Genomic DNA, 23,608 nt, shown 5'->3' on the forward strand with positions numbered 1-23,608 from the left:
TTCAGGTAGTGGCTTTCTCGTAGTCGGCTGGTAATCTGTAGCCGAAGGTCGAGCGCAGTCGGTGGGTGTTGTAGAAGCCGACGATGTAGTGGGTGATGTCCGCGATGGCCTCGTTGTGGTTGGCGTAGCGGCGCTGCCAGACACGCTCCATTTTCTGGTTCAGGGAGAACCGCTCCATCACCGCGTTGTCCCAGCAGTTGCCCTTGCGGCTCATGCTGGCCACGCGCTTGTGCTTGGCCAGCAGATCGCGGTGGGCCTGGTGGCGTACTGGCTGCCACGGTCGCTATGCACGATCAGTCCCGGCTTGGGCTGGCGCAGGGCGATGGCCATTTGCAACGCTGTTCAGACCAACTCGGCGGGCATGTTCGGCGCCATCGCCCAACCGACGATCTTGCGCGAGTACAGGTCCAAAACGGCGACCAGATACAGCCCGCCGCGTTCGGTACGGATGTAGGTGATATCGGCCACCCATGCTTGATCGGGGGCACCGGGATTGAAGCGCCGAGTCCAACAGGTTGGCTGCCACTGGCAGGTCATGTCGGCTGTCGGTGGTGTGCACGAATTTGTGTTTCCAGTGCGCCTTCAGGCCCAGCTGTTTCATCAGGCGGCGGACGCGGTAACGCCCCGCCGCCAGCCCCTGGGCCTGCAAAGCCGCACACAGCCGACGGCTTCCGTAGTTGCCGCCACTGGCCTGGAAGGCAGCCTGCAGCGGCGTTGTGAGCGTGCACGCGCGCGGTACTCGCCGTCGCCGACTGGCGGCATAGACGCCCGAGCGACTCACGTCCAGCAATCGGCACAGGCGGGCGGTATCGGCCTTCTTCTCCCACTGCTCGATCACCTGCTGGATCACTTCAGTTCCCGGGCGAAGAAGGCCGATGCTTTTTTAAGATCGAGACGTCCTCGCGCAGGCGCTGGTTGTCCCGCTCCAATTCACGAATGCGCTGCTGCTCGGACGTCAGCGCCTTGCCGATGCCGGCTTGGCCGGTCTGCTCGGCATCGTACTGGGCAAGCCAGCGGCGCACAGCGCTGTCTATGCAGGTGCTGGTCGCGGCACACCTGCGCCACGCTCAGGCCCTGCTCTCGGATCATCTGCACCACCTGTAGTCTGAAGGCGGTATCGAAAGGTTCTGCGGTTTTTCGTCATAGCTTGCGCGGGGCTCGTTGGGGTGATCATCCCCTATCGAGGCGTCCATGAGAATTAGACCAGTAAATGGTGTGGCTACTGCTGGTCGCAGCGCTGCAGCAGTATCTGCCGATGTCTTGTTGCGCTTGTGCGGCGCCCAGGTAACCGAGGATCCGTTTCTCACGCTTCACCGATTGGCCTGGGCTTCCAGCGCCTGGGTCTTCTTCCAGTGCCGGGCATTAGCCCCTTGCGCGCGAGCGCAACCCCGCCACGCTCTATCCGAGGCTGATGCATCCAGCGACGCTGCGCCGACCCGACCCGACCCGACCCGACCCAGCGAACGGGCCGTCTCACGCTTGAAGTCGAGCGTAAAGGAACGATGTTGTCTGCTCATTGAACAACTCTGTGACGACTATTAACGCCCAATAAGCTCTCCGGGTGGGTGGGCCACCATACTTTTCGTCAAAATGGACTATGGGTCTCCGCTCGTTGCGCCTTTAAGGTCAATTCGTGGTTGAACGTGGGTCGCCTCCTTGAAAAAGCAGCCGGCTTCCGTCCTGCGGTGAACCCTAAGGGGAAGGTGGCCCTCCTTGCGATCAGTCATTAAGTGCTACAGAGCCACCTTGGAATGCCACCATGCTGGTATTTCCCCCCTGCACGGACGGAATCTGCTCTCACGTCCTGACGGCTGCACTCCAGGCAGGGTTGTTTCGGCTGCTTGCCTACGGAACGGGGCCCATCTCTTTGGCAGCGACTCCACGCTTGCAACCCGGCACGACACGCCACTTCTGGTTTGCCCTACCAGTCGAGCAGCGGCGACCCCACCCGACCCGCTGTACGCCGGCGTTAGGCAGTGATGCCGTCGTACTCGGCCCGGCGCCTGCACCCAACCCAAACGCCTCGTCTTTTCCCATCTGCACGCCTGTGCAAGAAAAAGGTGATCTCGTATGAGTCTGTTTCCTGAGTTCTGCAGCATCGTCGCCCAACAGCCGAATACCACGGCCGTGGTGGAAGATCAGCGAGCGATTTCCTTCCGGGAACTGGCGCAACTAGCCGACAAGGTCGCCGCCGGGCTGCTGCAAGCGGGCCTGCAGCCGGGCGACCGGTTGGCTATCCACCTGGGTAATCGGCTGGAACTAGTGGCCTTGTACTATGCGTGCCTGGACATCGGCGTAGTGATGGTGCCGATCAATAGGCGCCTTATCGCCAACGAAATCGAGCATCTGCTCCACCACAGTGGCGCCCGTTACTACGTCGGCGACCAGGAAACCTACCGCCGTTGCGCCGCGGTGATCGCGGGCGGTGCGACGGTGGAACGGGCCTGGATCGTCGCGGGTGAGGAAGCGCTCGAGGAGGAGCACTGTCTGCCCTGGTCCGCTCTGCTCGTCGCTTCGCCGGGCAAGCGGACGCCTGCCCACGCGGAGTGGCTCGCGGCGATTTTCTATACGTCCGGCACCACGGGCATACCTAAGGGGATCGTGCATTCCCAGGCGACCCTGGCGCAGGCCGTCGGCCTGATGGAGGCTATGCTGCCACCCCGCACGGCCCAAGGCGCTCTCGGCAAGGGGCCCGTCCATTCGATGCTGGACGCGATCACGCCCTGGAGCACCCTGATGATCCTGGCCGCGCACCGGCAGGGGCGGGCTGTCGTGTTGCTACCCGAACTGACGGCGCAGACGACCCTGGCGCTGCTACGACGACTGCCGCTGAGCTTTCTGAAAGGCGCTCCCTCGCACTTCAAAAATCTGCTCGCTGCAGCCGAGTCCTCGTCAGCCACTCCCCTTCCCTCGCTAACGAGCACCTATAGCGTCAGCGGCGGTGATCTCTGCCCTCCGGAACTGGGGAGGCATTGGCGCAACCTATGGGGCGGCGCGTTGCGTGGTTCCTACGGGCTGACGGAGTCCGGCCCGATCTTCTGCCAACCCGATGTCGCCGCCACCGAGCAGTCGTCGATCGGCTGGCCGCTGCCCGGTGTCGATCTGCAACAGACGGAGAACGGCGAGCTGTTGATTCGCTCGCCAGCCAGTACCCTGGGGCTGTGGAACGGCCAGGAGGTGGATCGCCTGCCTACTGCGCGCTGGATGGCTACGGGCGATCTGGTGCAGCGCCAGGACGATGGCGGCTACCTCATCATCGGTCGGGAAAAGGACATCCTGAAATGCGACGCTTATTCCATCTCCCCCGTGGAGGTCGAGCACGCGCTGCTCAAGCTGCCCGACATCGCCGAAGCCGTGGTGTTTGGTGTTCCTGATCCCACCATCGGCGAGCGCCCGGTCGCGCTGTTGCGTACCGCCAATGGGCGGGAGCTTCCCGCGCAGCGGCTGAAGCAGCACCTCGGGGCGTTGATCGCGGAATACAAGCACCCCCGCCAATACCTGTTCGTCGAGCACATTCCGCTGTCCTCCACGGGCAAGGTGAGCCGCAAGCAATTGGCGAGCGACTACCGAGAGATCCTCGGCTCCGCGCCCTCTACCTAGTCCCTTCAGTGACGCGCATTGCCTGCGGGACCGGCTCTACAGCGGCCCCGACACCAACCCTTTGCCCACCGCTGGAGTTCTCAACGTGAACGAGATCGAAAAAAACATCGTCGACATCCTGGTCGATGACCTGTTCATCAGCACGCCCCGCGCGGATATCGACCTCAACGCCAACCTGCGCACTGCCCTGGGGCTGGACTCTCTCGGGTTCAGTGAATTGCGCGCCCAGTGCGAATACGCCTTCGGCGTCAAGATCGAGGACGAGGACTTCAATCCGCAGCATTTCGACTCGGTGCATGCGCTGGCCCAGTTGCTGACCACCCTGCAGGCCAAGTGAGGGCGATCGCCATGAGCCTTCCGGCGAGCGATAAGCAGCCCCATGCACCACGCACCATGGGTTTCACCGAACTCAAGACCTGGCTGCGCCATCGTCACCCAATGGTGTATCTGGATCGTGTGCTCGACTACGAGCCTGGCGTCCAGATCAAGACGTTGATGGCGGTGTCGGGCCAGACTGACGCGCTCGCCGGTCACTTCCCGGAGCGGGCGATCTATCCGGCGAGCCACCTGATGCAGGCCATTTCGCAGTCGGCGATCATCCTGTTCCAGCTATCGACCTCGCGCCTGGCGGACGATGAGGTCACTCTGGTCGGCTCGATCAAGTCGCGCTTCATCCGCCCCGTGGTACCGGGCGACCTGGTGATCTTCCAGCTCGATTGCGAAAGCCTGCGGCCGGACTTCTTTACCTTCAACTGCCGAGCGACGGTGGACGATCGCAGCGTCGGGATGCTCAAAGGTTCGCTGGTCCGCAAGTCGCTCGCCGACTTGGGAGAGCACCTATGGTGAGCCGTCCCGTGGAGGCATGGGTCACCGGTATGGCCTGGTCGACCACCCTGGGCGACGACCTGGCGGGCGTCTGGCAAAGCCTGCTCGCCGGTCGCTCGGGCATCCGCGCGGTCGACTTCCCCATGGCGCTGCGCAGTCCCTTGGCCTCGCCCTTGCCAGACCTGGATCCAGCCCTTCCACTAGCAGAGCGGCAGCACCGGTTGACGGTGACGACCCTGCGCCGGGCGTTGCAGGACGCCGGACTAGCTGGGGCTACCGCCGAGGTGGTGCCGGTCCTGGCCACCAGCTATGGGCACCACCTGGATGTGCCGGAGACCGACTCGCTCTCCCGCTGGGCGGTAGCGGCGGCGCGAGAGGCCGGCTGCCAGCGCGCGCCGATCACCGTCAGCACCGCCTGCTCGGCCGGGGCCGACGCCCTCTTGCTTGGGTTGAGCCTGCTTCGCAGGGGCTTCGCCGATGTCTGCCTGTGCGGCGGTGCGGACATCCTCACGCCGGCCAAACGGCTCGGACATTCGCAACTGGGGACGCTGGCGGCGGATGGTTTGCGCGCCTTCGATCGCGCGCACAGCGGCACTGTGCTGGGCGAAGGTGCGGGTTTTCTGGTGCTGGAAACTCAGGCCTCCGCCCTGGCCCGCAGCGCGCGGCCCTACGGCATCTTCGCCGGGGCCGGCTCGGCCAACGACGCCGTGAGCGCGGTCGCGCCGGACCTGTCGGGTGGTTGTCTGGCGTTGGCCGTACAACGCGCGTTGCACGGCGCGGGCCTCACCGCCCGTGAGGTCGGTTGCATCAGCATCCACGGCACCGGCACGCGGCTCAACGACGAGGTCGAGGCCAAAACCTACAGCGAACTGTTCGCCGGTTCGCCACGCCCGCCGCTGCTGTTCGGCACCAAGGGTGCCTTCGGCCATACGCTCGGCGCCACTGGCGCGCTGGAGGCCATCAGTCTCCTGCTGGCGCTGGCTCACCAGCAGGTACCGCCCATCGTTGGACTTGAAAATCCCCTGGCGGGGATAAGCCTGCCGCTGGCCATGCGGACGGCGCTCGCCTGTCCCGCCGAGGTCGGCATCAGCGTGACCCTGGGCTTCGGTGGCTTCGATACCTGCCTGGTCTTTCAACGGGCGCGGGAGGCGAGGCGATGACCGAACTCGATTGGAGCGCCTACCACCTGAGCGCCCTTGGCCAAGCGGAGTCTCTGGCCGCCCTTGGCTCAGCGGCAGGCGCGGCGCAAAAAACCTCCGCCTATGCCGATCCGCTGTCCTGGCTGGTGTTCGAGGCCGTGGAGCGCGCCCTGGACAACTGCCGCGATGCGGTGCTGACCGCCTGCCAGACGGTGGGGCATATCGTCGTGAGCGACATCTGCACCCTGCACACCATGCAGCATATCGCTCGCGACCTGGGCCGGAATCGCCTGTCGCCGCTGCGTTTTTCCGGTGCCTGTCCGGGACTGGTCTGCAGCCTGCCAGGCCAGTTGCTGCGTTTCAGCGGTCCCAGCATGGTGCTGTCCATGCCGCCCCAGGACGGCCTGGTGCCGGCTGCCCTGCTCGCCCAGGACTGGCTCGATAGCGGCGCCGCCAGCTATGTCCTGGTGAGTGCCCACGAGCTGGCTGGCACCCAGCACCGGGTGCGCTGCACCTTGCTGAAGCCGCAGGCCGAGCGGATGGACCCATGACCGTGGTGGTCGATGCACAAGGCGTCCAGGCGCTGTTCGAGCGGGTGCTGCCGCTGGAGGCGGGCAGCGGACGCGAGCCTTTCGAGGAATTCGCCGCCCTGTGCGAGGGCTTGCAGCGTCTCGGGGTCAAGCCCGGGCGCGCGGTGTTGGTGGCGCTGCCCAACGGGTCCCACTTCGTGGCTCTGCTGTTCGCGCTGCTGCTCCTAGGCGCGGTGCCGACCCCCTTGCCCTACGCAGCGCCGCCCGGGCGCCTTCGCCGCATCGCCATGCTGCTCGGCGCCGACCTGTTGATCCTGCCCGGCGGCGCCGCCATCAAGGCGCTAGACGCGCAGGAAGCCGGACGGCTGTCGACCGACCTGCAATGGGCGCGGCTGAAAGACGTCAGCCCTCTCACCTACAAACCGGGCGAAGTGGTGCTGCTCACCTCAGGGACGTCCGGCATCTTCAGCGGCTGCGTGTTCGACAGCGCGGCGCTGCTGCTCAATGCCAGGCGACATGCGGCCTCCATCGGCCAAAGCGCTGCCGACCGGCTGTTGATCAACCTGCCGCTGTTCTACTCCTTCGCCTTCGTGGCGCAATTGCTCAGCAGCTACGCCCTGGGCAACGAAGTGGTTCTGGCCACCCCGCCGTTCACCCCGATCCATTACCACCGCAGGCTCCAGGACCTCGGCATCACCCTGTCTTCGTTGACGCCCGTGATGATCACGGCGTTGTGCGCGGCGGGCCTGGATGAGCTGCCGCCCTCACTACGCCGCTTGACGATCGGGGGCGATGCGTTGGCCGCCGAGCTTGTGCCGCGGCTGCTGGCCCGTAACCCGGATCTCGAGCTCTATCTGACCTATGGCCTGACCCAGGCCGGCCCGCGCGTTGCGACACTGGCCGCGCACCTCGAGCCGGCCGAACGGTACGCCTCTGTCGGTCGGCCGTTACCGCAGGTCGAGGTCGAGCTGGCTGGCGCGCCGGGTGCTCGCGAAGGGGAACTGCTGGTGGTCACCGACACCGCCATGCAGCGGCGCATCACTGACGGCGAAGCGACCTGCCTGCCCGCGCTGCGCGGCCAGAAACGCCTGGTCGCCACCGGTGACCTCTTCCATATCGATGCGGACGGCTATCTGTTCTTCCGCCAGCGTAATCCGACCTTCGTCATGCGCCGGGGGGAAAAGCTCTGCCCCCGCTCGATTTGCGAAATCGTCGAAAGCCTGCCGGGGATCGTCAGTGCCCAGGCCTGGGTGCAGCCGAACGCCGTAGCGGACAACGAGGTAGCGCTGATCCTCGATGTGCAAAGCCACGACCCCGACCTCGATGAACGAGCGTTGCGCCGACAACTCGCCAGGATCCTGGTGCGCGCAGAGCAACCGGATCGGCTGGACGTGACCTTCGCCCAGCACGCCGTCTGGCAAAAAGGCCGCCGTTAACTGCTTCCAACATTTCTGCAGGAGTCTGCCCGTGACCACCTTCACCGTGCCCCTGATTCTGTCGGATGCCAGCCCTGCGGCGCTCGCCGCTACCGCGCAACGCCTGCGCACCGAGTACGCAACACGCTCCTTCGCCGAATGGCAGCTGTTCTGCCGACAGCAACTCGCACGCGACCACGTCGAATACCGCGCGGCGCTCTTCGCCACCGATCAGGCCAGCCTGCTCAAGGGACTGGAGATGCTGGCCCGCGGCAGGACCACGAGGCAGCAGGTGCTGGGCCGCGCCGACCAGGTGCGGCAGCCGGTACTGGTGTTTCCGGGCCAGGGACCGCTATGGCCACGGATGACGACCGGACTGAGCGCCGCCCTGCCAGGCTACCAGCAGGCCCTGCACCGCCATGGCGATCTCATAGAGGCTCAGATCGGCTGGAATCCGGCGCGGGCCCTCGCCGAGGGCGAGGACATCGATCGCCTCGTGCGCATCCAGCCGCTGCAATTCGCGCTGGCCTGCAGCCTGGCGGACACCTGGCGAGCCTTCGGGATCGCGCCAGCAGCGGTGATCGGTCACTCCGTGGGCGAAGCCGCCGCCGCCTGCGTGGGTGGCTATCTGGACGAGGCCAGCGGTACCACGCTCACCGCCCTCTGGGGTGAGACGCTCACTGCCATCGAAGGCCAGGGCGGAATGCTGTCGGTCGCCGCGGCGCTGGATGACATCCAGCCCTTGTTGGGCAACCAGGAAAGCCTCAGCGTCGCGGCCATCAACGCACCGCGCAGCGTGACCTTGAGCGGTACCCTGGCGGACCTCGATGCGTTGCAGACGCGGCTCACAGACGCTGGCTTTTGGGCCTGGCGCGTACCCGGCGGCCAGGTCGCCGGCCATGGGCCACAGGTGGAGCCGCTGCGCGACGCCGTGACGTCGCGCGCCCCGGCCAAGGCTTTGGCCGGACAGGTGCACTACTACTCTTCGGTCTGCGGTGAGCGGGTGAACGGCGAGTGTCTGGATGCGGATTATTGGTTCCGCGTCCTCCGCGAAACCGTACGCTTCCAAGACAGCCTGCAGGCCTTGATCGCCGATGGGCACCGCCTGTTCATCGAGGTGAGCCCGCATCCGGTGCTGACCTCGCTCATCGACGACGCCCTGCGTGGCGCTGGTGTCGCCGGCGGGGCGGTAGCCACTCTGGACCAGCGCAAGGATGATCGCGAAAGCCTGCTCCAGGCCCTGGCCCATGCCTTCGTGCATGGCGCCCCCGTGGACTGGTCGCAGGCGATCGAGCGGTTGCTGCCGGAATGGTCGACGTCGGTGGCACCCCCAGAGCCCCAGGCCACCACGGCGGTTGACGATACCTTCGCCTCGGCTCACCTCGCCCAACTCGGTGAGCCGGAACAACGCCGGCTGCTGCTGAAGCTGCTGGCGCAGGAGATGGCAACGCTGGTCGGCCAGCCGTTCGCCAGCGAGACCCAGTCGTTTCGCGACTGCGGCTTCACCTCGCTGAATGTGGTCGAATTCGCCCAGGCGGTGTCGGCCGCGGTCGGTGTCAGCCTGCCGGTGACCCTGGTCTACGACCACCCCACGCCTCAAGCCGTCGTCACCTATCTACGCGGCGTGCTCGGGCTGCTGTCGCCGAGCGAGCGCCAGGCCGCCCCCGTCGCGGCGGGCGCGCACCATGACGAGCCCATCGCCATCGTCGGCATGAGCTGTCGTTATCCCGGCGGCGCCACTAGCCCGGAAGCGCTCTGGGCGCTGCTGATGGAAGAGCGGGATGGGATCAGCGAGTACCCGACCGATCGGGGGTGGGACATCGCTAAGCTCTACGATCCCGAGCCCGGGCGGTTCCGCAAGATCGCCACCCGCACCAGCGGTTTCCTGCACGAGGCCTCGGTCTTCGATCCGGCCTTTTTCGGCATTTCGCCGCGCGAGGCACTGACGCTGGAACCGCAACAGCGGCTGCTGCTGGAGGTGTCCTGGGAGGCCCTCGAGCGTGCCGGGATCGACCCGGCCTCGTTGCACGGCTCACTGACCGGGGTCTACGTCGGCATCATGGGTACCGAGTACGGCACCCAGATCCAGCACGCCTCGGAGGACGTGACCGGCTATGGCTACATGGGCACGGCCACCTGCGTCGCCGCGGGCCGGGTGTCCTACTGCCTGGGCCTGCAGGGACCGGCGCTGGCGATCGATACCGCCTGCTCGTCCTCGCTGGTAGCCATCCATACCGCCTGCGAGGCGCTACGCAGCAATGACTGCCAGTTGGCGCTGGCCGGCGGCGTCACGGTCATGCCGACACCCGGCGTGCTGATCGACTTTTCCCAGCAACGGGTCCTGGCCCCGGACGGGCGCTGCAAGGCCTTCTCGGCGTCGGCCGATGGCGTCGGTCTGGGCGAAGGCGTCGGCATGCTGGTGCTCGAGCGCCTCTCCCAGGCGCAGGCCAAGGGTCGCTTGATCCTCGGCGTCATCCGCGGCAGCGCCGTCAACCAGGACGGCGCCTCCAACGGCCTGACCGCCCCCAATGGCACCGCGCAACAGCAGGTCATTCGCCATGCCCTGGCCAATGCGGGTCTGCAGCCCGAGGACGTGGATGCCGTCGATGCCCACGGCACGGGCACCCGCCTGGGCGATCCCATCGAAGCCAATGCTCTGCTGGCCACCTATGGGCAGCGCCCGGCGGAGCGGCCGCTGTTGTTGGGCTCGATAAAATCGAACACCGGCCATACCCAGGCCGCTGCCGGGGTCGCCAGTCTGATGAAGATGGTGATGGCGCTGCGCACGGGCATCCTACCCCGCAGCCTGCACATCACCGCGCCCTCCACCGAGGTGGATTGGTCGACCGGCGCCATTGAGCTGCTCAGCGAACGGCGCCCCTGGCCAACCGTAGCCGACCGACCACGCCGCGCCGGGATTTCCTCATTCGGCGTCTCCGGCACCAATGCGCACCTGATCGTCGAAGAGTACGTCGCCCCTCCGGCAACGGGCGCCCGCCAGATGCCCGAGACCCAGGCGCCGCTGTGGCCGCTGGCGGCCAAGAGCGCCGAAGCCCTGCGCGAGTCTGCGGCGCGCCTGAATGCCCATTTACTCGAGCACGGGCAGCTTGCGCCGGGCGATATGGGCTACACCCTGGGCGTCTCGCGCAGTGGCTTCCCAATCCGCGCCGCGCTGCGCGGCTCCTCGCGCGAAGAGCTCCTGGAGGCCTTGCAGGCGCTGGCGAGCGGTACCGACCACCCAGGCCTGCTGCAGGGTACGGCGCACGCCCGGGCGCGCAAGCGGGTCTTCGTCTTTCCCGGCCAGGGCTCCCAATGGGCGGCCATGGGAATGGAGCTGTACGCTGCCTTCGCCGTCTATCGCCAAACCATCGACCAGGTCGAGACCGCGCTCCAGCCCTATGTCGACTGGTCGCTGCTCGCGGTGCTGCGTGGCGAGGAAGGTATGCCTTCGCTTGAGCGCATCGATGTGGTACAGCCCGCCCTGTTTGCGGTGATGGTGGCCATCGCGCGCCTCTGGCAGTCGCTGGGCTGCACCCCGGACGCGGTGATCGGTCACTCGCAAGGCGAGATCGCCGCAGCCTATATCGCCGGGGCCCTGACGCTGGAGGATGCGGTCAAGATCCTGGCCATACGCTCGAAGCTGATGCTGGCCCAGGCCGGCACCGGCGCCATGGCTAGTGTCGTCCTGCCGGAGCAGCAGGCCGCCGAACTGGCCGAGCGGGTGGACGCCTCGCTGACCCTGGCGGTCTTCAACAGTCCCAGCAGCACGGTGATCTCCGGCGCAACCAATGCCATCGCGCGACTCCTGGAAACTTGCAAACGCGAACGCATCGTCGCCAGGCGCGTCGCGGTCGACGTGGCGGGGCACTCCCCACAAATCGAAGTCCTGCGTCCCCAGTTGCTGGCGCGCTTCGCCGACCTGCGTCCCCAGGCGACGCAGATCCCCTTCCACAGCACCGTCGCCGGACACGACCCAGCCATCCCCCTGGATGGCCGCCAGCTAGACGCGACCTATTGGTGCGACAACCTCTGCCTGCCGGTGCGCTTCGCCGACGCGGCCCAGGCGCTGAGCCGCACAGGCGATGTCACCTTCATCGAATGCAGTCCCCATCCGGTCCTCTTGCCACCGCTGGAAGAGACGGTTGGCGACCAGGCTAGCAGCCTCGGTTCGCTGCAACGCAACAAGCCTGCGGTCGATTGCCTGGTGGCCGGCCTCTCGCAGCTCTACACCGAGGGCCACCCGTTGAATTGGCGGGCGCTGTATCCCCAGGGGCGTATCGTCGAGCTGCCTACCTACCCGTTCGACCATAAGCCTTTCTGGCTCACCGGACAGGGACCGACCGATGTCGCCGGTGCGGGCCAGCGGGCCACCCAGCACCCGCTGCTGAGCGCGGCCGTGGATCTACCCGAGGGTGGCCTGCTGCTGACCGGCACCCTTGGACTCGGCGCCCATCCGTGGCTGGCGGATCACGCCGCGGCCGGTGTGGTGCTGCTACCTGGCACCGCCTACCTGGACATGCTGCTGTTCGCCGCGGCCCAGACCGATTGCAACCACCTCTTGGAGCTGACGCTGCAGGCGCCCTTGGTGCTGGAGGAACAGGGGCAGATCGATCTCTTGCTCACGGTGAGTCGGGCGGAAGTCGACGGCCTGCGCCAGGCCAGTCTGCATGCCAGACGGCATGCCGATGCCGCCGCCAATTGGGTCCTGTACGCCAGTGCGCAACTGGCGCCGACCGCCCCCGAGACGCTCGCTCCGCTCGACCAGGCCTGGCCACCGCTGGCCGCCACCCCGCTGGACAGCGCCACGCTCTATCAGCGGCTCAGCGAGGCCGGCTACGAGTATGGTCCGGCCTTCCGGGGACTCACCGCCGCCTGGCGGGACGGCGAACGGACCTATGTCGAGGTCATCCTCCCCGAAGCCCTGCCCACCGGCGCCCAAATCCTGCACCCCGCCCTGCTGGATGCGGCCCTGCATCCCTTGGCCCTTCCTGAGGAAGAGACCGCCGCGCCCTTACGGCTGCCCTTCGCGTTCACCGGCATCAGCGCAGCCGCGGATCGCCCGCGCCAGCTCCGCGCCGTGCTCCAGCGTACCGGGGCCGAGACCTATGCGATCAGCGCCTACGACGAGACGGGTAACGCCCTGCTGCACATTGCCGCGCTCCAGCTGCGTTCGGCCTCCCGCGACACCCTGCGCGACCTGGCCCGGGTCCAGCCCGCCCATGACCTGCTGCGGCTCACCTGGAGCCAGTTGCCAACACGGCCGCGCGCGCCACGCGCCGTAACGCGCTGGGCACAGATCGGCGCCGACGAGCCAGGACTCGGTGCGCCGACCTATCCCTCGCTGGTGGCCCTCGGCCAGGCGTTGGACGCCGCCACGCCACCCGAGGTGCTGGTCTGGCGCTTGCCTGAGGCACCGGGCGCGAACATCGCCCTGGCCACCCGCCAGCTGTGCGCCGAGGTGATCGCCCAGCTGCAGGCCTGGCTCGCCGAGGAGCGTCTGGCCGATAGCCGATTGCTGGTGGTGACCCGCAAGGCCAACGCGACGGTCGCCAGTGAAGCCGTCGATCCGGCTCATGCGGCTCTCTGGGGGTTGCTGCACAGCGCGCAGAACGAGAATCCGGGGCGTTTGCTGTTGCTGGACACCGATGGCCCCCTGGCCGACCCGGCGCCCTTGCAGGCCGTGCTGGCCAGCGACCAGCGCCAGTTGGCCCTGCGCCGCGGCCAACTGCTGGTTCCGCAGCTGACCCGCAGCAGCCAGCACAGCAGCCTCACGCCGCCGCTGGGCGGCGGCGCCTGGCGCCTGGAGATCACGCGCGCGGGCAATCTCGACGATCTGGCGCTGCAACCGGAACCCCAGGCCGAGGCCCCGCTGGAAAACGGCCAGATACGCCTGGCGGTGCGCTCCGCCGGGGTCAATTTCTACGACGTGGTCTGCGCCCTGGGGCTGATTCCGCCGCAACACAAACTGGGGACGGAAGCCGCGGGCATCGTTACCGAAGTCGGCGCGGGCGTCACCGCTCTGCAACCCGGCGATCGGGTTCTGGTCATGAGCGAAGGCGCCTTCGGCCCGCTGCTGGTCGCCGACCAGCGCGCGGCGCGCAAACTGCCCGCCGACTGGACCTTCGCCCAGGCCGCCGGCTTCCCGGTGGCCTTCCTGACCGCCTACTACGGCCTGGTCCGACTCGCGCAGGTGCGTCCGGGTGACAGGGTGCTGATCCACGCGGCCGCCGGTGGTGTCGGCCAGGCGGCAATCCAGTTGGCGAAGCATCTGGGTGCCGAGGTCTTCGCAACCGCCCATCCGGACAAATGGCCGATCCTGGAGGCCCTGGGCATAGCTCCAGATCACCTCGCCAGTTCACGGGATCTGACCTTCGCCGCACGCTTCGGCGCCCAGCTCGGCGAACAGGGGATGGATGTGGTGCTCAACTCCCTGACCGGCGAGGCGATCGGCGTCTCCCTGGCCTTGCTCGGCCGCGGCGGACGCTTCATCGAACTGGGCAAGACCGAGGTCCGCGAGCCCGCCGCGGTCGCGATTCAATATCCCGGACGTCACTATCATTACCTGGATCGACCGGACAAGGATCCCCAGGACACCGGGCGGATGCTCGACGAACTGCTCGGGTTGGTGCACGACCGGATACTGACGCCCCTGCCGGTCACCGCCTTCGACCTGCGCGAGGCCGTCCAGGCCCTGCGCTGGATGCAGCAGGGGCGCCACACCGGCAAGGTGGTCCTGACCCTGCCGCGCACCCTGGACCCGGACGGCACGGTCTTGATCACCGGCGGCACAGGCACCCTGGGTAGCCTGGCGGCACGGCATCTGGTCGCCACCGGGCAGACCCGGCATCTGGTATTGGCCAGCCGCAGTGGCGCCCGGGCGGAAGGCGCCCTGGCACTGCGCCAGGAATTGGAGGCCGCGGGTGCCCAGGTCCGGCTGGAAGCCTGCGACCTGGCCGATCCCGAGGCCGTCGAACGCTTGCTCGACTCGCTGCCCGCCGCGCACCCGCTGACCGGCATCATCCACACCGCCGGGGTCCTGGCCGACGCCACCCTGCCCAACCTCGGCCCCCAGGAGCTGGAGCGGGTCTTCGCGCCCAAGGCGGACGCCGCCTCGATACTGCATGAACGCACCCGTCGGCTGGATCTGGCGGCGTTCGTCCTCTACTCCTCCAGCGCCGGCACCCTGGGCAGTCCCGGCCAGGCCAACTACGCTGCGGCCAACCGCTTCCTCGATGCCCTGGCGCAGACGCGGCAGCGCCAGGGGCTGGCGGCGACCTCCCTGGCCTGGGGCTGGTGGCAGCCGGTCACCGGACTCTCCAGCCGCCTCACGGCGGCGGACAATGCGCGGATCGCCCGGACGGGCTTCGCCCCCATCACCCCCGAGCACGGCCACGCGCTACTCGATACGGCGGTCGCCGCCCCCCAGGCTCTCTTCGTCGCGGCACCACTCAATCCGCAGACACTGCGCAAGAACGCCCGGGCGGGTACCTTGCACCCGCTGTTCGAGCGCCTAGCGGGTGTCAGCCCCGGCGCGCGTGGCAGCGAGGGCCCAGCCAAGGTACAGGACCTGCGCCAGTTGCTGGCTGGACTCGACCCACAAGCCCGGACCAAGCAGTTGCAGACCATCATCGCGACCCAGGCCGCCGCCATCCTCGGCCTGGAAGATCCGGGCCAGGTGCTACCAGACGCGACCTTCAAGGAGAGCGGCATCGATTCGCTGATGGCACTCGAGCTGCGCAACCGGTTGGCCACCGCCTCGGGGCTGCGGCTGGCGGCGACCCTCACCTACGACCAGCCGACTCCGGCCGCTCTGGCGGCCTACCTGGGCGACGAGTTGTTCCCCGCAAGCGATGCCAGCGGCGCGGACAGCGCGGTGGTAGACGAGCCGCAGGTACGGGCGCTGTTCGCCAGCCTGTCGCTGAACGCCTTGCAGGAAGCGGGTCTGCTCACCCCGCTGCTACAGCTTGCCCAGCAGCCAGCGGTCACTCCGCCGGCCGCCGCGACGGCCCTTGCCACCGACCTCGAGACGGCGAGTGCGGATGAACTCATTGCCCTCGCGCTGCGACCCAACGAGTAAGCGCCATGACCGAGACCAGGAACACCGACAGCGAGCGACTGACCGAAGCCCTGCGTGCCAGTCTGATGGCCAACGAAATGCTCAGGCGGCAGAACCACGAGTTGCAGGCCGCCGCCCAGGAACCCATCGCCATCGTTGCCATGGGCTGCCGGTTGCCCGGTGGCCTGGCGACACCGGAGGCGCTATGGCGCCTCGTCGAAGCGGGCGAGGCCGTGAGCGGCGCCTTGCCAAGCGACCGGGGCTGGCAGCTCGATAGCCTGTTCTCCGCGGAATCGCCGCTGCGCGAGCGCGTCGCCGGTTGGCGGGGCGGCTTTCTCGACGATGTCGCCGGCTTCGACGCCCCCTTCTTTCGCACTTCCGACCGTGAAGCCCAGGCCATGGACCCCCAGCAGCGCCTCCTGCTGGAGGTCAGCTGGGAGGTGCTGGAGCGGGCCGGCATTGTGCCCGCCAGCCTCAAAAACAGCGCCACCGGCGTGTTTCTCGGCGCAACCCAGAATGGCTATCTCGCCGATTTGGGGCGGCGTAACCCGGCTGCCGACGGCTATCGTTTGCAGGGCGGACTCAGCAGTATCATCTCGGGACGCATCGCCTTCGTCCTCGGCCTGCGGGGCCCAGCGGTGACGGTAGACACCGCCTGCTCCGCCTCCCTCACCGCCATCCACCTGGCGGTCCAGGCACTGCGTGGCCGCGAGTGCTCGCTGGCGCTGGCCGGCGGGGTGACCGTCATGGCCACGCCCGAGGTCTTCGCCGAATTCACCCGGCAGAACGGCCTGGCCGCCGATGGCTATTGCAAGGCCTTCGCCGAACAGGCAGACGGCACCTGCTTCGCCGAGGGTGCCGGCGTGCTGCTGCTGGAGCGGCTCGCCGACGCCCAGCGCGCCGGTCATCCCGTGCTGGCGGTGATCCGTGGCAGCGCGCTCAACCAGGATGGCGCCAGCAACGGCCTGACCGCACCGAGCGGCCCGGCCCAGGAGCAGGTGATCCAGCTGGCGCTACAGAATGCGCGGTTGCGCCCGCTCGACATCGATGTGGTCGAGGCGCACGGTACCGGTACCGCGCTGGGCGATCCCATCGAAGCCGGCGCGCTAATCCACACCTATGGACGCGGGCGCCCGCAGGAGCGGCCACTCTGGCTGGGCTCGCTCAAGAGCAACATCGGGCACACCCAACTGGCGGCGGGCGTCGCCAGCGTCATCAAAATGGTGATGGCGCTGAACCAGGGCGTACTACCCAAGAGCCTGCATGCCCAGGAGCCCTCCAGCAAGATCGACTGGTCGGACCGGACCGTGCGCCTGCTCGACACGGCGCGTCCCTGGCCCGACACCGGGCATCCCCGGCGGGCCGGCGTGTCGTCGTTCGGTTTCTCCGGCACCAATGCCCACCTGATCCTCGAACAGGCTCCACCGGCCGCGCCGATGGTCCGCCACACGACCGTCGCCGAGCTTGAAGGACTGCCAGCCGTCAGCTTCCCGCTGTCTGCCGCCTGCGCAGAAGGGCTGCGGGCCCAGGCGCTCCAGATCCTCCCCCTGCTCGAAGACCCGGCAACCGAGATCGACGCGCTCAATGCGTCGCTGGCCCTGCAACGCAGCGCCCTGGATCATCGCGCGGTGATCCTGGCCGGCCAGCGCGAACATGCCATGGTGCAACTCCGCGCGCTCGCCGAAGGCCGGCATGTTCCGGGGTTGATCAAGGGCCAGCGCTCGCCGAGCGGCACGACCGCCTTCCTGTTTTCCGGCCAGGGGGCGCAATGGCCGGGCATGGGGCGGCACCTGCACCGCCTCTGTCCGCCGTTCGCTGCGGCGCTGGATGAGATCTGCGCCGCCTTCGACCCGCTGCTGGCACAGCCGCTCAAGAGCGTCATATTCGCCGATCAGGGCAGCGACCGCGCCGCGCTGCTGGATCTTACCGACTTCACCCAGCCGGCCTTGTTCGCCTTCGAGGTGTCCCTGTACCGGATGCTGCGGCATTTCGGCATCGTCCCGGACGTGCTGTTGGGTCACTCCATCGGCGAAATCGCCGCGGCCCATGTCGCTGGCGTCTTCACGCTGGCCGATGCCGCCCGCTTCGTCGCCGTCCGTGGCCGCCTCATGCAAGCCATCGCCCGCGAGGGCGCGATGGTCGCCATCGAGGCGAGCGAGCAGGACGTCAGGGCCACCTTGGCCGGGCTCGAACAGAGCGTCGCCATTGCCGCCGTGAACGCCCCGACGGCCGTGGTGATCTCCGGTGATCGCAGCGCGGTCGAGCGCCTGGCTGCGGACTGGCAGCAACGGGGCCATCGCACCCAGGCGTTGCGCGTCAGCCATGCCTTCCACTCGCCGCACCTCGACGGCATCCTTGCCGAACTGCGCCAGACCCTGGCAGGACTCAGCTTCCACGTCCCCACCCTGCCCATCGTCTCGACCGTCACCGGTACGCCGCTGACCGCCGAGCAGGCGCGCTCACCCGATTACTGGGCGCAGCAGGCCCGCCAACCGGTACGCTTCGCCGCTGCACTGCACTGGCTGCTCGACCACCGCCTGACCACTGCCGTGGAAATCGGGCCGGACGCTGTGCTGACGGCGCTCGGCCGGACCAACGCGAGCCATCATCCCGCGGGCGATAAGGCGCAGTGGATCGCCCCCCAGCGGCGCGACAAGGACGATCCCCGCCCGCTGTTCGCAGCGCTCGCCCAGCTGTACACCCAGGGCGCCGCGCTGGATTGGCACCGGCTGCTGCCGCCGGCTCCCGCCATGGCCTTGCCCACCTATCCCTTCCAACACCGGCATTACTGGTTGCAGCCGCGCGCCGGCGCGACCGGTCACGCGGGCAGCCTGCCCGGCCTGCTCGCCCTGCAACATCCGCTGCTGTCGCACGGGCTCCAACGCGCCGATGGCCAGGGTTGGATGTTCTGGGGGCAATTGGCTGGTTCCCACCAGCCCTGGTTGCTGGAACATCGCGTCGGTGGCCAGGCGTACGGCGCCGGCGCCATGACCGCCGAGTGCATCCTGACGATAGGCAACCGGCTGGGCTGTCCGCGGCTCGAAGACCTGACGCTGCAACGCCTGGTGCCCTTGCCGGACCAAGGTGCGGTCGATATCCAGATTCATCTGGACGCGCCCGACGCCCAGGGTGTGCACAACGTCGCGGCCTATTATCGCCCGGCGGAGCAGGATGCCCCAGGTGGCTGGCTGCACTTCGCCAGCTGCCGGCTGTTGCCCGACCGCACCGAGCCACCGCTCTGGCCGGACCTGCAGAGCGCCGTCTGGCCACCGGCCCACGCCGAGCCGCTGGCCTTCGCCGACCTCTATGCGCGGCTGGCCGAACAGGGTGTGGAACTGGAAGGCTCCTTCCGGCGAATCGTCCGCGCTTGGCAGAGCCCGGAAGGCATCTACGTCGAAGCTGAGCGTGCCAATAGCGAGCCAGGCCCGACGTTCACCCTGCACCCGACGCTGTTGGACGCGGGCCTGCACTCGGGCCTGCTGGTCGAGGGCGCCGCGCCTCCCGCCGCTGCACCGCGCCTGCTGTTCTCCATGAGCGGCATGCGTCTGTACCAAGCCGGCGCCACGCAGCTACGCGGCCTGCTACAAATCAAGGCGCGACAAACCTCGCCTACCGCGCCCCACGACTACCGCATGCGCCTGGCGGATTACCAAGGCCGGGCAGTCGTCACCCTGGACTCCATGGTGCTGAAGTCGGCCAACACGGGGGCCATGCCACGCCGGCTCGTCGGCTACAGCCTAAGGTGGCGCGAGGTATCGCCCGACCCCGTGGCTGACCTATTCGAACCGCTCTGGCTGGGCTCCGCGGACGACCTGCCGAGCGACTGCGCCAGCGCTGCCTACCGCCACCTGACCGATGCCCTCACCGCCCTGGCCGCTACGCCACCCGGTACGGCGCTCGTCCTTGTACCGCCCCTACCCCCGGCCACGCCTGCCGCGGCGAACCGCGCCCTGCAGGCCCTGGCGGCAACGCTCCGCGAATGGCTGGAAGATGGGCGCACGGCAAGGCATGCGTTGCTGGTGGCCACCCGCCGGGCGGTGGCCACTGCCGATGACGAAGACGTGCCCAACCTGTCCCAGGCTGCTTTCTGGGGCCTCGTGCGCACCGTCCAGGAGGAACATCCCGGCCGCATCCTGCTGCTGGACCTGGATGCCGCCCCCGCTACCCCGCTCGACTTCGCACGCGCCCTGGCCGCCGCACAGGGCGGCGAGGCGCAGTTGGCCTGGCGCCAGGAGCGTTTATTGGCGCCACGGCTGGTGCGCTCCAGTGCGGTGGCGCCGGCAACCGAGCAACGGCCGGACGTACCGCTCGATCCTGAGGGCACCGTGCTGATCACCGGGGGCACCGGCACCCTGGGCCGGGCTCTCGCGCGTCACCTGGTCGACCAGCACGGCGTACGCCACCTGCTCCTGGTGAGTCGTCGCGGCGCAGCGGCGCCCGAGGCCACCGCCCTGGTGGAAGAGCTGGCAGAACGAGGGGCAGCCACCACGGTCGCCGCCTGCGATGTCGCTGATCCTCAGGCCCTCGCGCTGTTGCTGGACGGCCTGCCCGCACGGCATCCATTGACCGCCGTCTTCCATGTCGCCGGCGTCGTCGAGCCGGCAACCCTGCTGCAACTCACCCCGGCGCTGCTCGAAGCGGTGGTACGGCCCAAACTGGACGCCGCCTGGCAACTCCACCTGCTGACCCGCCAGCGGAACCTGGCCGCCTTCGTCCTCTACTCCTCGGCGGCCGGCCTGCTGCCCCAGCCAGGCCAGAGCCACTATGCCGCGGCCAACACCTTCCTCGATGCCCTCGCACACCATCGTCGCCATCTGGGCTTGCCGGCCGTTGCCCTGGCCTGGGGCCTGTGGGCCGAGCGCTCAGCCATGGGCGAGCGACTGGCCGCCGAGGGTATCCAGGAACTACTCGACCGGGGCCAGTTGCCCATCGCCCTGGAGGATGGCCTGAGCCAGGTGGATCTGGCGTTGACTGGCACCCTGCCGCCGCTCTCGATCCCGGCCCGCCTGGACCTGCCAGCACTGCGCCGCCATGGGCCCCAGGCGCTGCTGCGCGAATTGCTCGCCGACCGCAGCGGGCAGCCGGCAAGCCAAGGCCCCGACGCCTTTGCGCAACTGGCTCCCAGCGAGCGACGGACACACCTGCTGGCGGTGATCGCCCAAGGGATCGGCGAAGTGCTCGGGCATCCCGATCCAGCGGCGATACCCGGCGATACCGAGTTCCTCGCCCTGGGCTTCGATTCGCTCACGGCCGTCGAGATGGGCAGTCGGCTGGCGGCCGCGACCGGCGTCCGCTTGCCGTCCACTGCCGTGTTCGACCATCCGACCCCCAACGCCTTGGCCGAACACCTGGGCGCCCGCCTGGACCAGCCGGAGCGGGCCCCGGCGTCAACCACGGCGGCAGTGGGCTTGATCTTCGAAGAACTGCGCGAGGCGATGCAGCAGGGGCGCCTGGCTAAGGGGCTGGAGCGCTTGGCGCACGCCGCGGCCAGAAGGCCGACGTTCGCCCCGGCTGCCGCCGAAGGGCAGGCACTCGCGCCCAGCTGGTCGCGCCAAGAGCGTGACCGGCCATTGCTCATCTGCCTGAACTCCTTCCTGCCCGCCCGGGCTAATCTCACCTATCAACGCCTGAGCCGCGAACTCGAAGGCCGCTACAGCCTGGCGACCTTACCCCTGCCGGGCTACGGTAACGGGCCGTTGCCAGCTTCCGTCGAAGCTGCGGCAGTGGCGCTCGCGCACGCCGTCGCAGCCTGCGCCGCCGGTCGCTCCTTCACGCTGCTGGGTTTTTCCACCGGGGGATTGGTCGCCTATGCAGTCGCCGAGCAACTGCAACAGCGAGGCATCCACCCTGCGGCTCTCTGCCTGATCGATACCTACCCGCCGGCCGCCATGCGTTCGGCGGTCCTCGAGGAAGTCCTGAGCGACTGGCTGGAAAGCCGCAGCGATTTCTGGTCGACCGATGACGACGGCCTGAGCGCCATGGCCTATTACCTGGACCTCTTCGGCCGCTGGAGTCCCCTGCCACTGGAGGCTCCGGTCCTGCTGCTGCAGGCGGAGCAGGCCTCCGCAGCGGGCGCCAGCGATACCTGGCCGCGACTCTGGCCGCGTCTGACACAGGTGGTGAAGACACCGGGACGTCACTTCGCCCTGCTCAGCGATGAGGTGCCGCACACCGCGCAGCGCCTCATCCAGGTGCTGGCGGACTACAGCGGAGCGGCGTCATGACCCCGGAGCACTTCCACGATGTCCTGGATCGGTCGCCACTCTTCCAGAGCCTGGGCCTGAGCGTCGTCACCCTGAGCGCCGACAGCGTCTGCCTGGCCATCGCGGAGCCGCACCCGACCCACGGCGGCGCCTTCGGCGACCTCACCCAACCTGGCATCAACGGCGCCGTGCTGTGTGCGGCCCTGGAGGCGGCCATCGGTCTCTGCGGTCATGCCGCCCTCGGTCACACCCCCGCGGGCGTCATCGAGTTGTCGGTGAAGCTGCTGCGCCAGGTGCGCCGCCTCCCCTGTCAGGTCACGGCGCGGCTCGAGCGCCAGGCACCGGGCCTGGCGTTCGCCTCTGCGGTCCTGACCAATGCGCGGGGTACGCCTTGCGCCCTGGCCTCCGGCATCGTGGTCGCTACCCGTGGAGCCGCCGCCGAGCGCGGCCTACCGCTCGACTAGCCCCGGATCGGCCGCGCCGATCCTCAACCTGAAAACCAGTAGGAAGCCCATGAATCAAGCACTGACTGAAAACATGCAGGCCTTTCTGATCCGTCCCGAGCGCTATGGCCAACCCCTGCAGGCCATCCAACTCGAACGGGTGCGGATCCCCGCCCTGGGTCCGCACCAAGTCCTTATCGAAGTGATGGCCGCCGGTCTCAACTACAACAACGTCTGGGCTGCCCAGGGTAAGCCGGTGGACATCATCGCCGCGCGGCGCAAGCGCAACCGTGACGCCGAACCCTTCCACATTGGTGGTTCGGAAGCCTCCGGTTACGTGAAAGCCGTGGGCGACGCGGTCAGCCACGTCAAGGTAGGCGATACCGTGGTGGTGTCCTGCTCGGTCTACGACGCCACCACCATCGAATCGCGAGTGGCACCCGACCCCATGTTCTGCAGCAACCAGGAAATCTATGGCTACGAGACCAGCTACGGCTCCTTCGCCGAATACACCCTCGTCGAAGACTACCAATGCTTCCCCAAACCCAAGTTCCTGAGCTGGGAGGAAAGCGCCACCCTGATGCTCAACGGTCCGACCGCCTACAAGCAGCTCACTCACTGGGCCCCCAATACCGTCAAACCGGGCGATGCGGTCCTGATCTGGGGGGCGGCAGGCGGGTTGGGCTCGATGTCGATCCAACTGACCCGAGCGCTCGGGGGCCTGCCGGTGGCCGTGGTGTCCAGTCCGGAGAGAGGCCGCTACGCCTGCGAACTCGGCGCCGTGGGCTACTTGCTCAGAACCGACTATCCGCACCTGGGCCGTCTGCCGGACTTGAACTCCGACGCGCACAGCGCCTGGACCAAAAGCTTCGCGAGTTTTCGGCGCGACTTCTTCAAGGTGCTGGGCAAAAAGGAGCTGCCCAAGCTGGTGATCGAACACTCCGGCCAGGCCACCTTCCCCACCTCGCTGCAGATCTGCGACCGCTCCGGCATGGTGGTCATCGTGGGCGGCACGTCCGGCTACAACTGCGACTTCGATGTGCGCCACCTCTGGATGCACCAGAAGCGCATCCAGGGTTCCCATTACGCCAACATCCGCGAATGCCAGGAATTCCTGCAACTGGTCGAACAACGCCGGGTAGTGCCGACCCTGAATACCCTCTACCGGTTCGAGGAGACACCCAAGGCGCATCAGGCGCTGCTGAGTGGCGAAGTCGTGGGCAATGCCGCCGTGCTGGTCAAGGCCGAGCGACCAGGGCTCGGGGTCGGTTGTTGACCGCCGGCCCGCTTGCTGCGCGACCTCTTCCTCTTGCTCGGTTCTGTACGAAAAGTCGTCGAGCGAAGGTCAGGCGAGGCGAAAAAGGCTGAGGAAGCGCAGTTTACGAGTGGTAAATGAG

10 protein-coding genes and 1 pseudogene are annotated in these 23,608 nt (G+C 67.9%); 10 read left to right on the plus strand and 1 reads right to left on the minus strand.

The window, feature by feature from the left end; genetic code table 11:
- Position 1 precedes the first annotated feature (1 nt).
- Positions 2-1,144: pseudogene (locus GGR62_RS13975) on the minus strand (IS3 family transposase).
- Between the two features lie 926 nt (positions 1,145-2,070).
- On the opposite strand from GGR62_RS13975, the gene GGR62_RS13980 reads away from it, so the two are divergent.
- From GGR62_RS13980 to ccrA, 10 genes are all read left to right on the plus strand, one after another.
- Positions 2,071-3,600, plus strand: a complete 1,530-nt coding sequence (locus GGR62_RS13980; RefSeq protein ID WP_184408476.1) for a class I adenylate-forming enzyme family protein — start codon at positions 2,071-2,073, stop codon at positions 3,598-3,600.
- Positions 3,601-3,685: 85 nt separating this feature from the next.
- Positions 3,686-3,937 carry an acyl carrier protein gene (locus tag GGR62_RS13985; protein WP_184408477.1) on the plus strand — a complete coding sequence of 84 codons (252 nt, stop codon included), beginning with the start codon at positions 3,686-3,688 and terminating at the stop codon, positions 3,935-3,937.
- 11 nt (positions 3,938-3,948) lie between these two features.
- The gene (locus GGR62_RS13990; protein ID WP_184408478.1) at positions 3,949-4,446 is read left to right on the plus strand and encodes a beta-hydroxyacyl-ACP dehydratase; all 498 of its coding nucleotides are present in this window, start codon (positions 3,949-3,951) and stop codon (positions 4,444-4,446) included.
- Positions 4,443-5,585, plus strand: a complete 1,143-nt coding sequence (locus GGR62_RS13995) for a beta-ketoacyl synthase N-terminal-like domain-containing protein (RefSeq protein ID WP_221229202.1) — start codon at positions 4,443-4,445, stop codon at positions 5,583-5,585. The genes GGR62_RS13990 and GGR62_RS13995 overlap by 4 nt, the downstream gene beginning before the upstream one ends.
- A complete protein-coding gene (locus tag GGR62_RS14000) occupies positions 5,582-6,115 on the plus strand; it encodes a coronafacic acid synthetase (RefSeq protein WP_184408479.1) in 534 nt (177 codons plus the stop codon). The genes GGR62_RS13995 and GGR62_RS14000 overlap by 4 nt, the downstream gene beginning before the upstream one ends.
- Positions 6,112-7,530, plus strand: a complete 1,419-nt coding sequence (locus GGR62_RS14005) for a class I adenylate-forming enzyme family protein (RefSeq protein ID WP_184408480.1) — start codon at positions 6,112-6,114, stop codon at positions 7,528-7,530. The genes GGR62_RS14000 and GGR62_RS14005 overlap by 4 nt, the downstream gene beginning before the upstream one ends.
- A gap of 31 nt (positions 7,531-7,561) precedes the next feature.
- The gene (locus GGR62_RS14010; RefSeq protein WP_184408481.1) at positions 7,562-15,586 is read left to right on the plus strand and encodes a type I polyketide synthase; all 8,025 of its coding nucleotides are present in this window, start codon (positions 7,562-7,564) and stop codon (positions 15,584-15,586) included.
- 5 nt (positions 15,587-15,591) lie between these two features.
- On the plus strand, positions 15,592-21,789 hold the full coding sequence (locus GGR62_RS14015) for a type I polyketide synthase (protein ID WP_184408482.1): 6,198 nt from the start codon (positions 15,592-15,594) through the stop codon (positions 21,787-21,789).
- Complete coding sequence (locus tag GGR62_RS14020) at positions 21,786-22,232, plus strand: PaaI family thioesterase (RefSeq protein ID WP_184408483.1); 447 nt, start codon at positions 21,786-21,788, stop codon at positions 22,230-22,232. The genes GGR62_RS14015 and GGR62_RS14020 overlap by 4 nt, the downstream gene beginning before the upstream one ends.
- A 49-nt stretch (positions 22,233-22,281) precedes the next feature.
- Positions 22,282-23,487 (plus strand): crotonyl-CoA carboxylase/reductase, encoded by a 1,206-nt coding sequence (gene ccrA, locus GGR62_RS14025; RefSeq protein WP_184408484.1) that lies wholly within the window; start codon positions 22,282-22,284, stop codon positions 23,485-23,487.
- Positions 23,488-23,608: the final 121 nt, after the last annotated feature.

This window comes from Xanthomonas sp. 3075, from assembly GCF_014197275.1.
GTDB classification, from domain to species: Bacteria; Pseudomonadota; Gammaproteobacteria; order Xanthomonadales; family Xanthomonadaceae; genus Xanthomonas; species Xanthomonas campestris_B.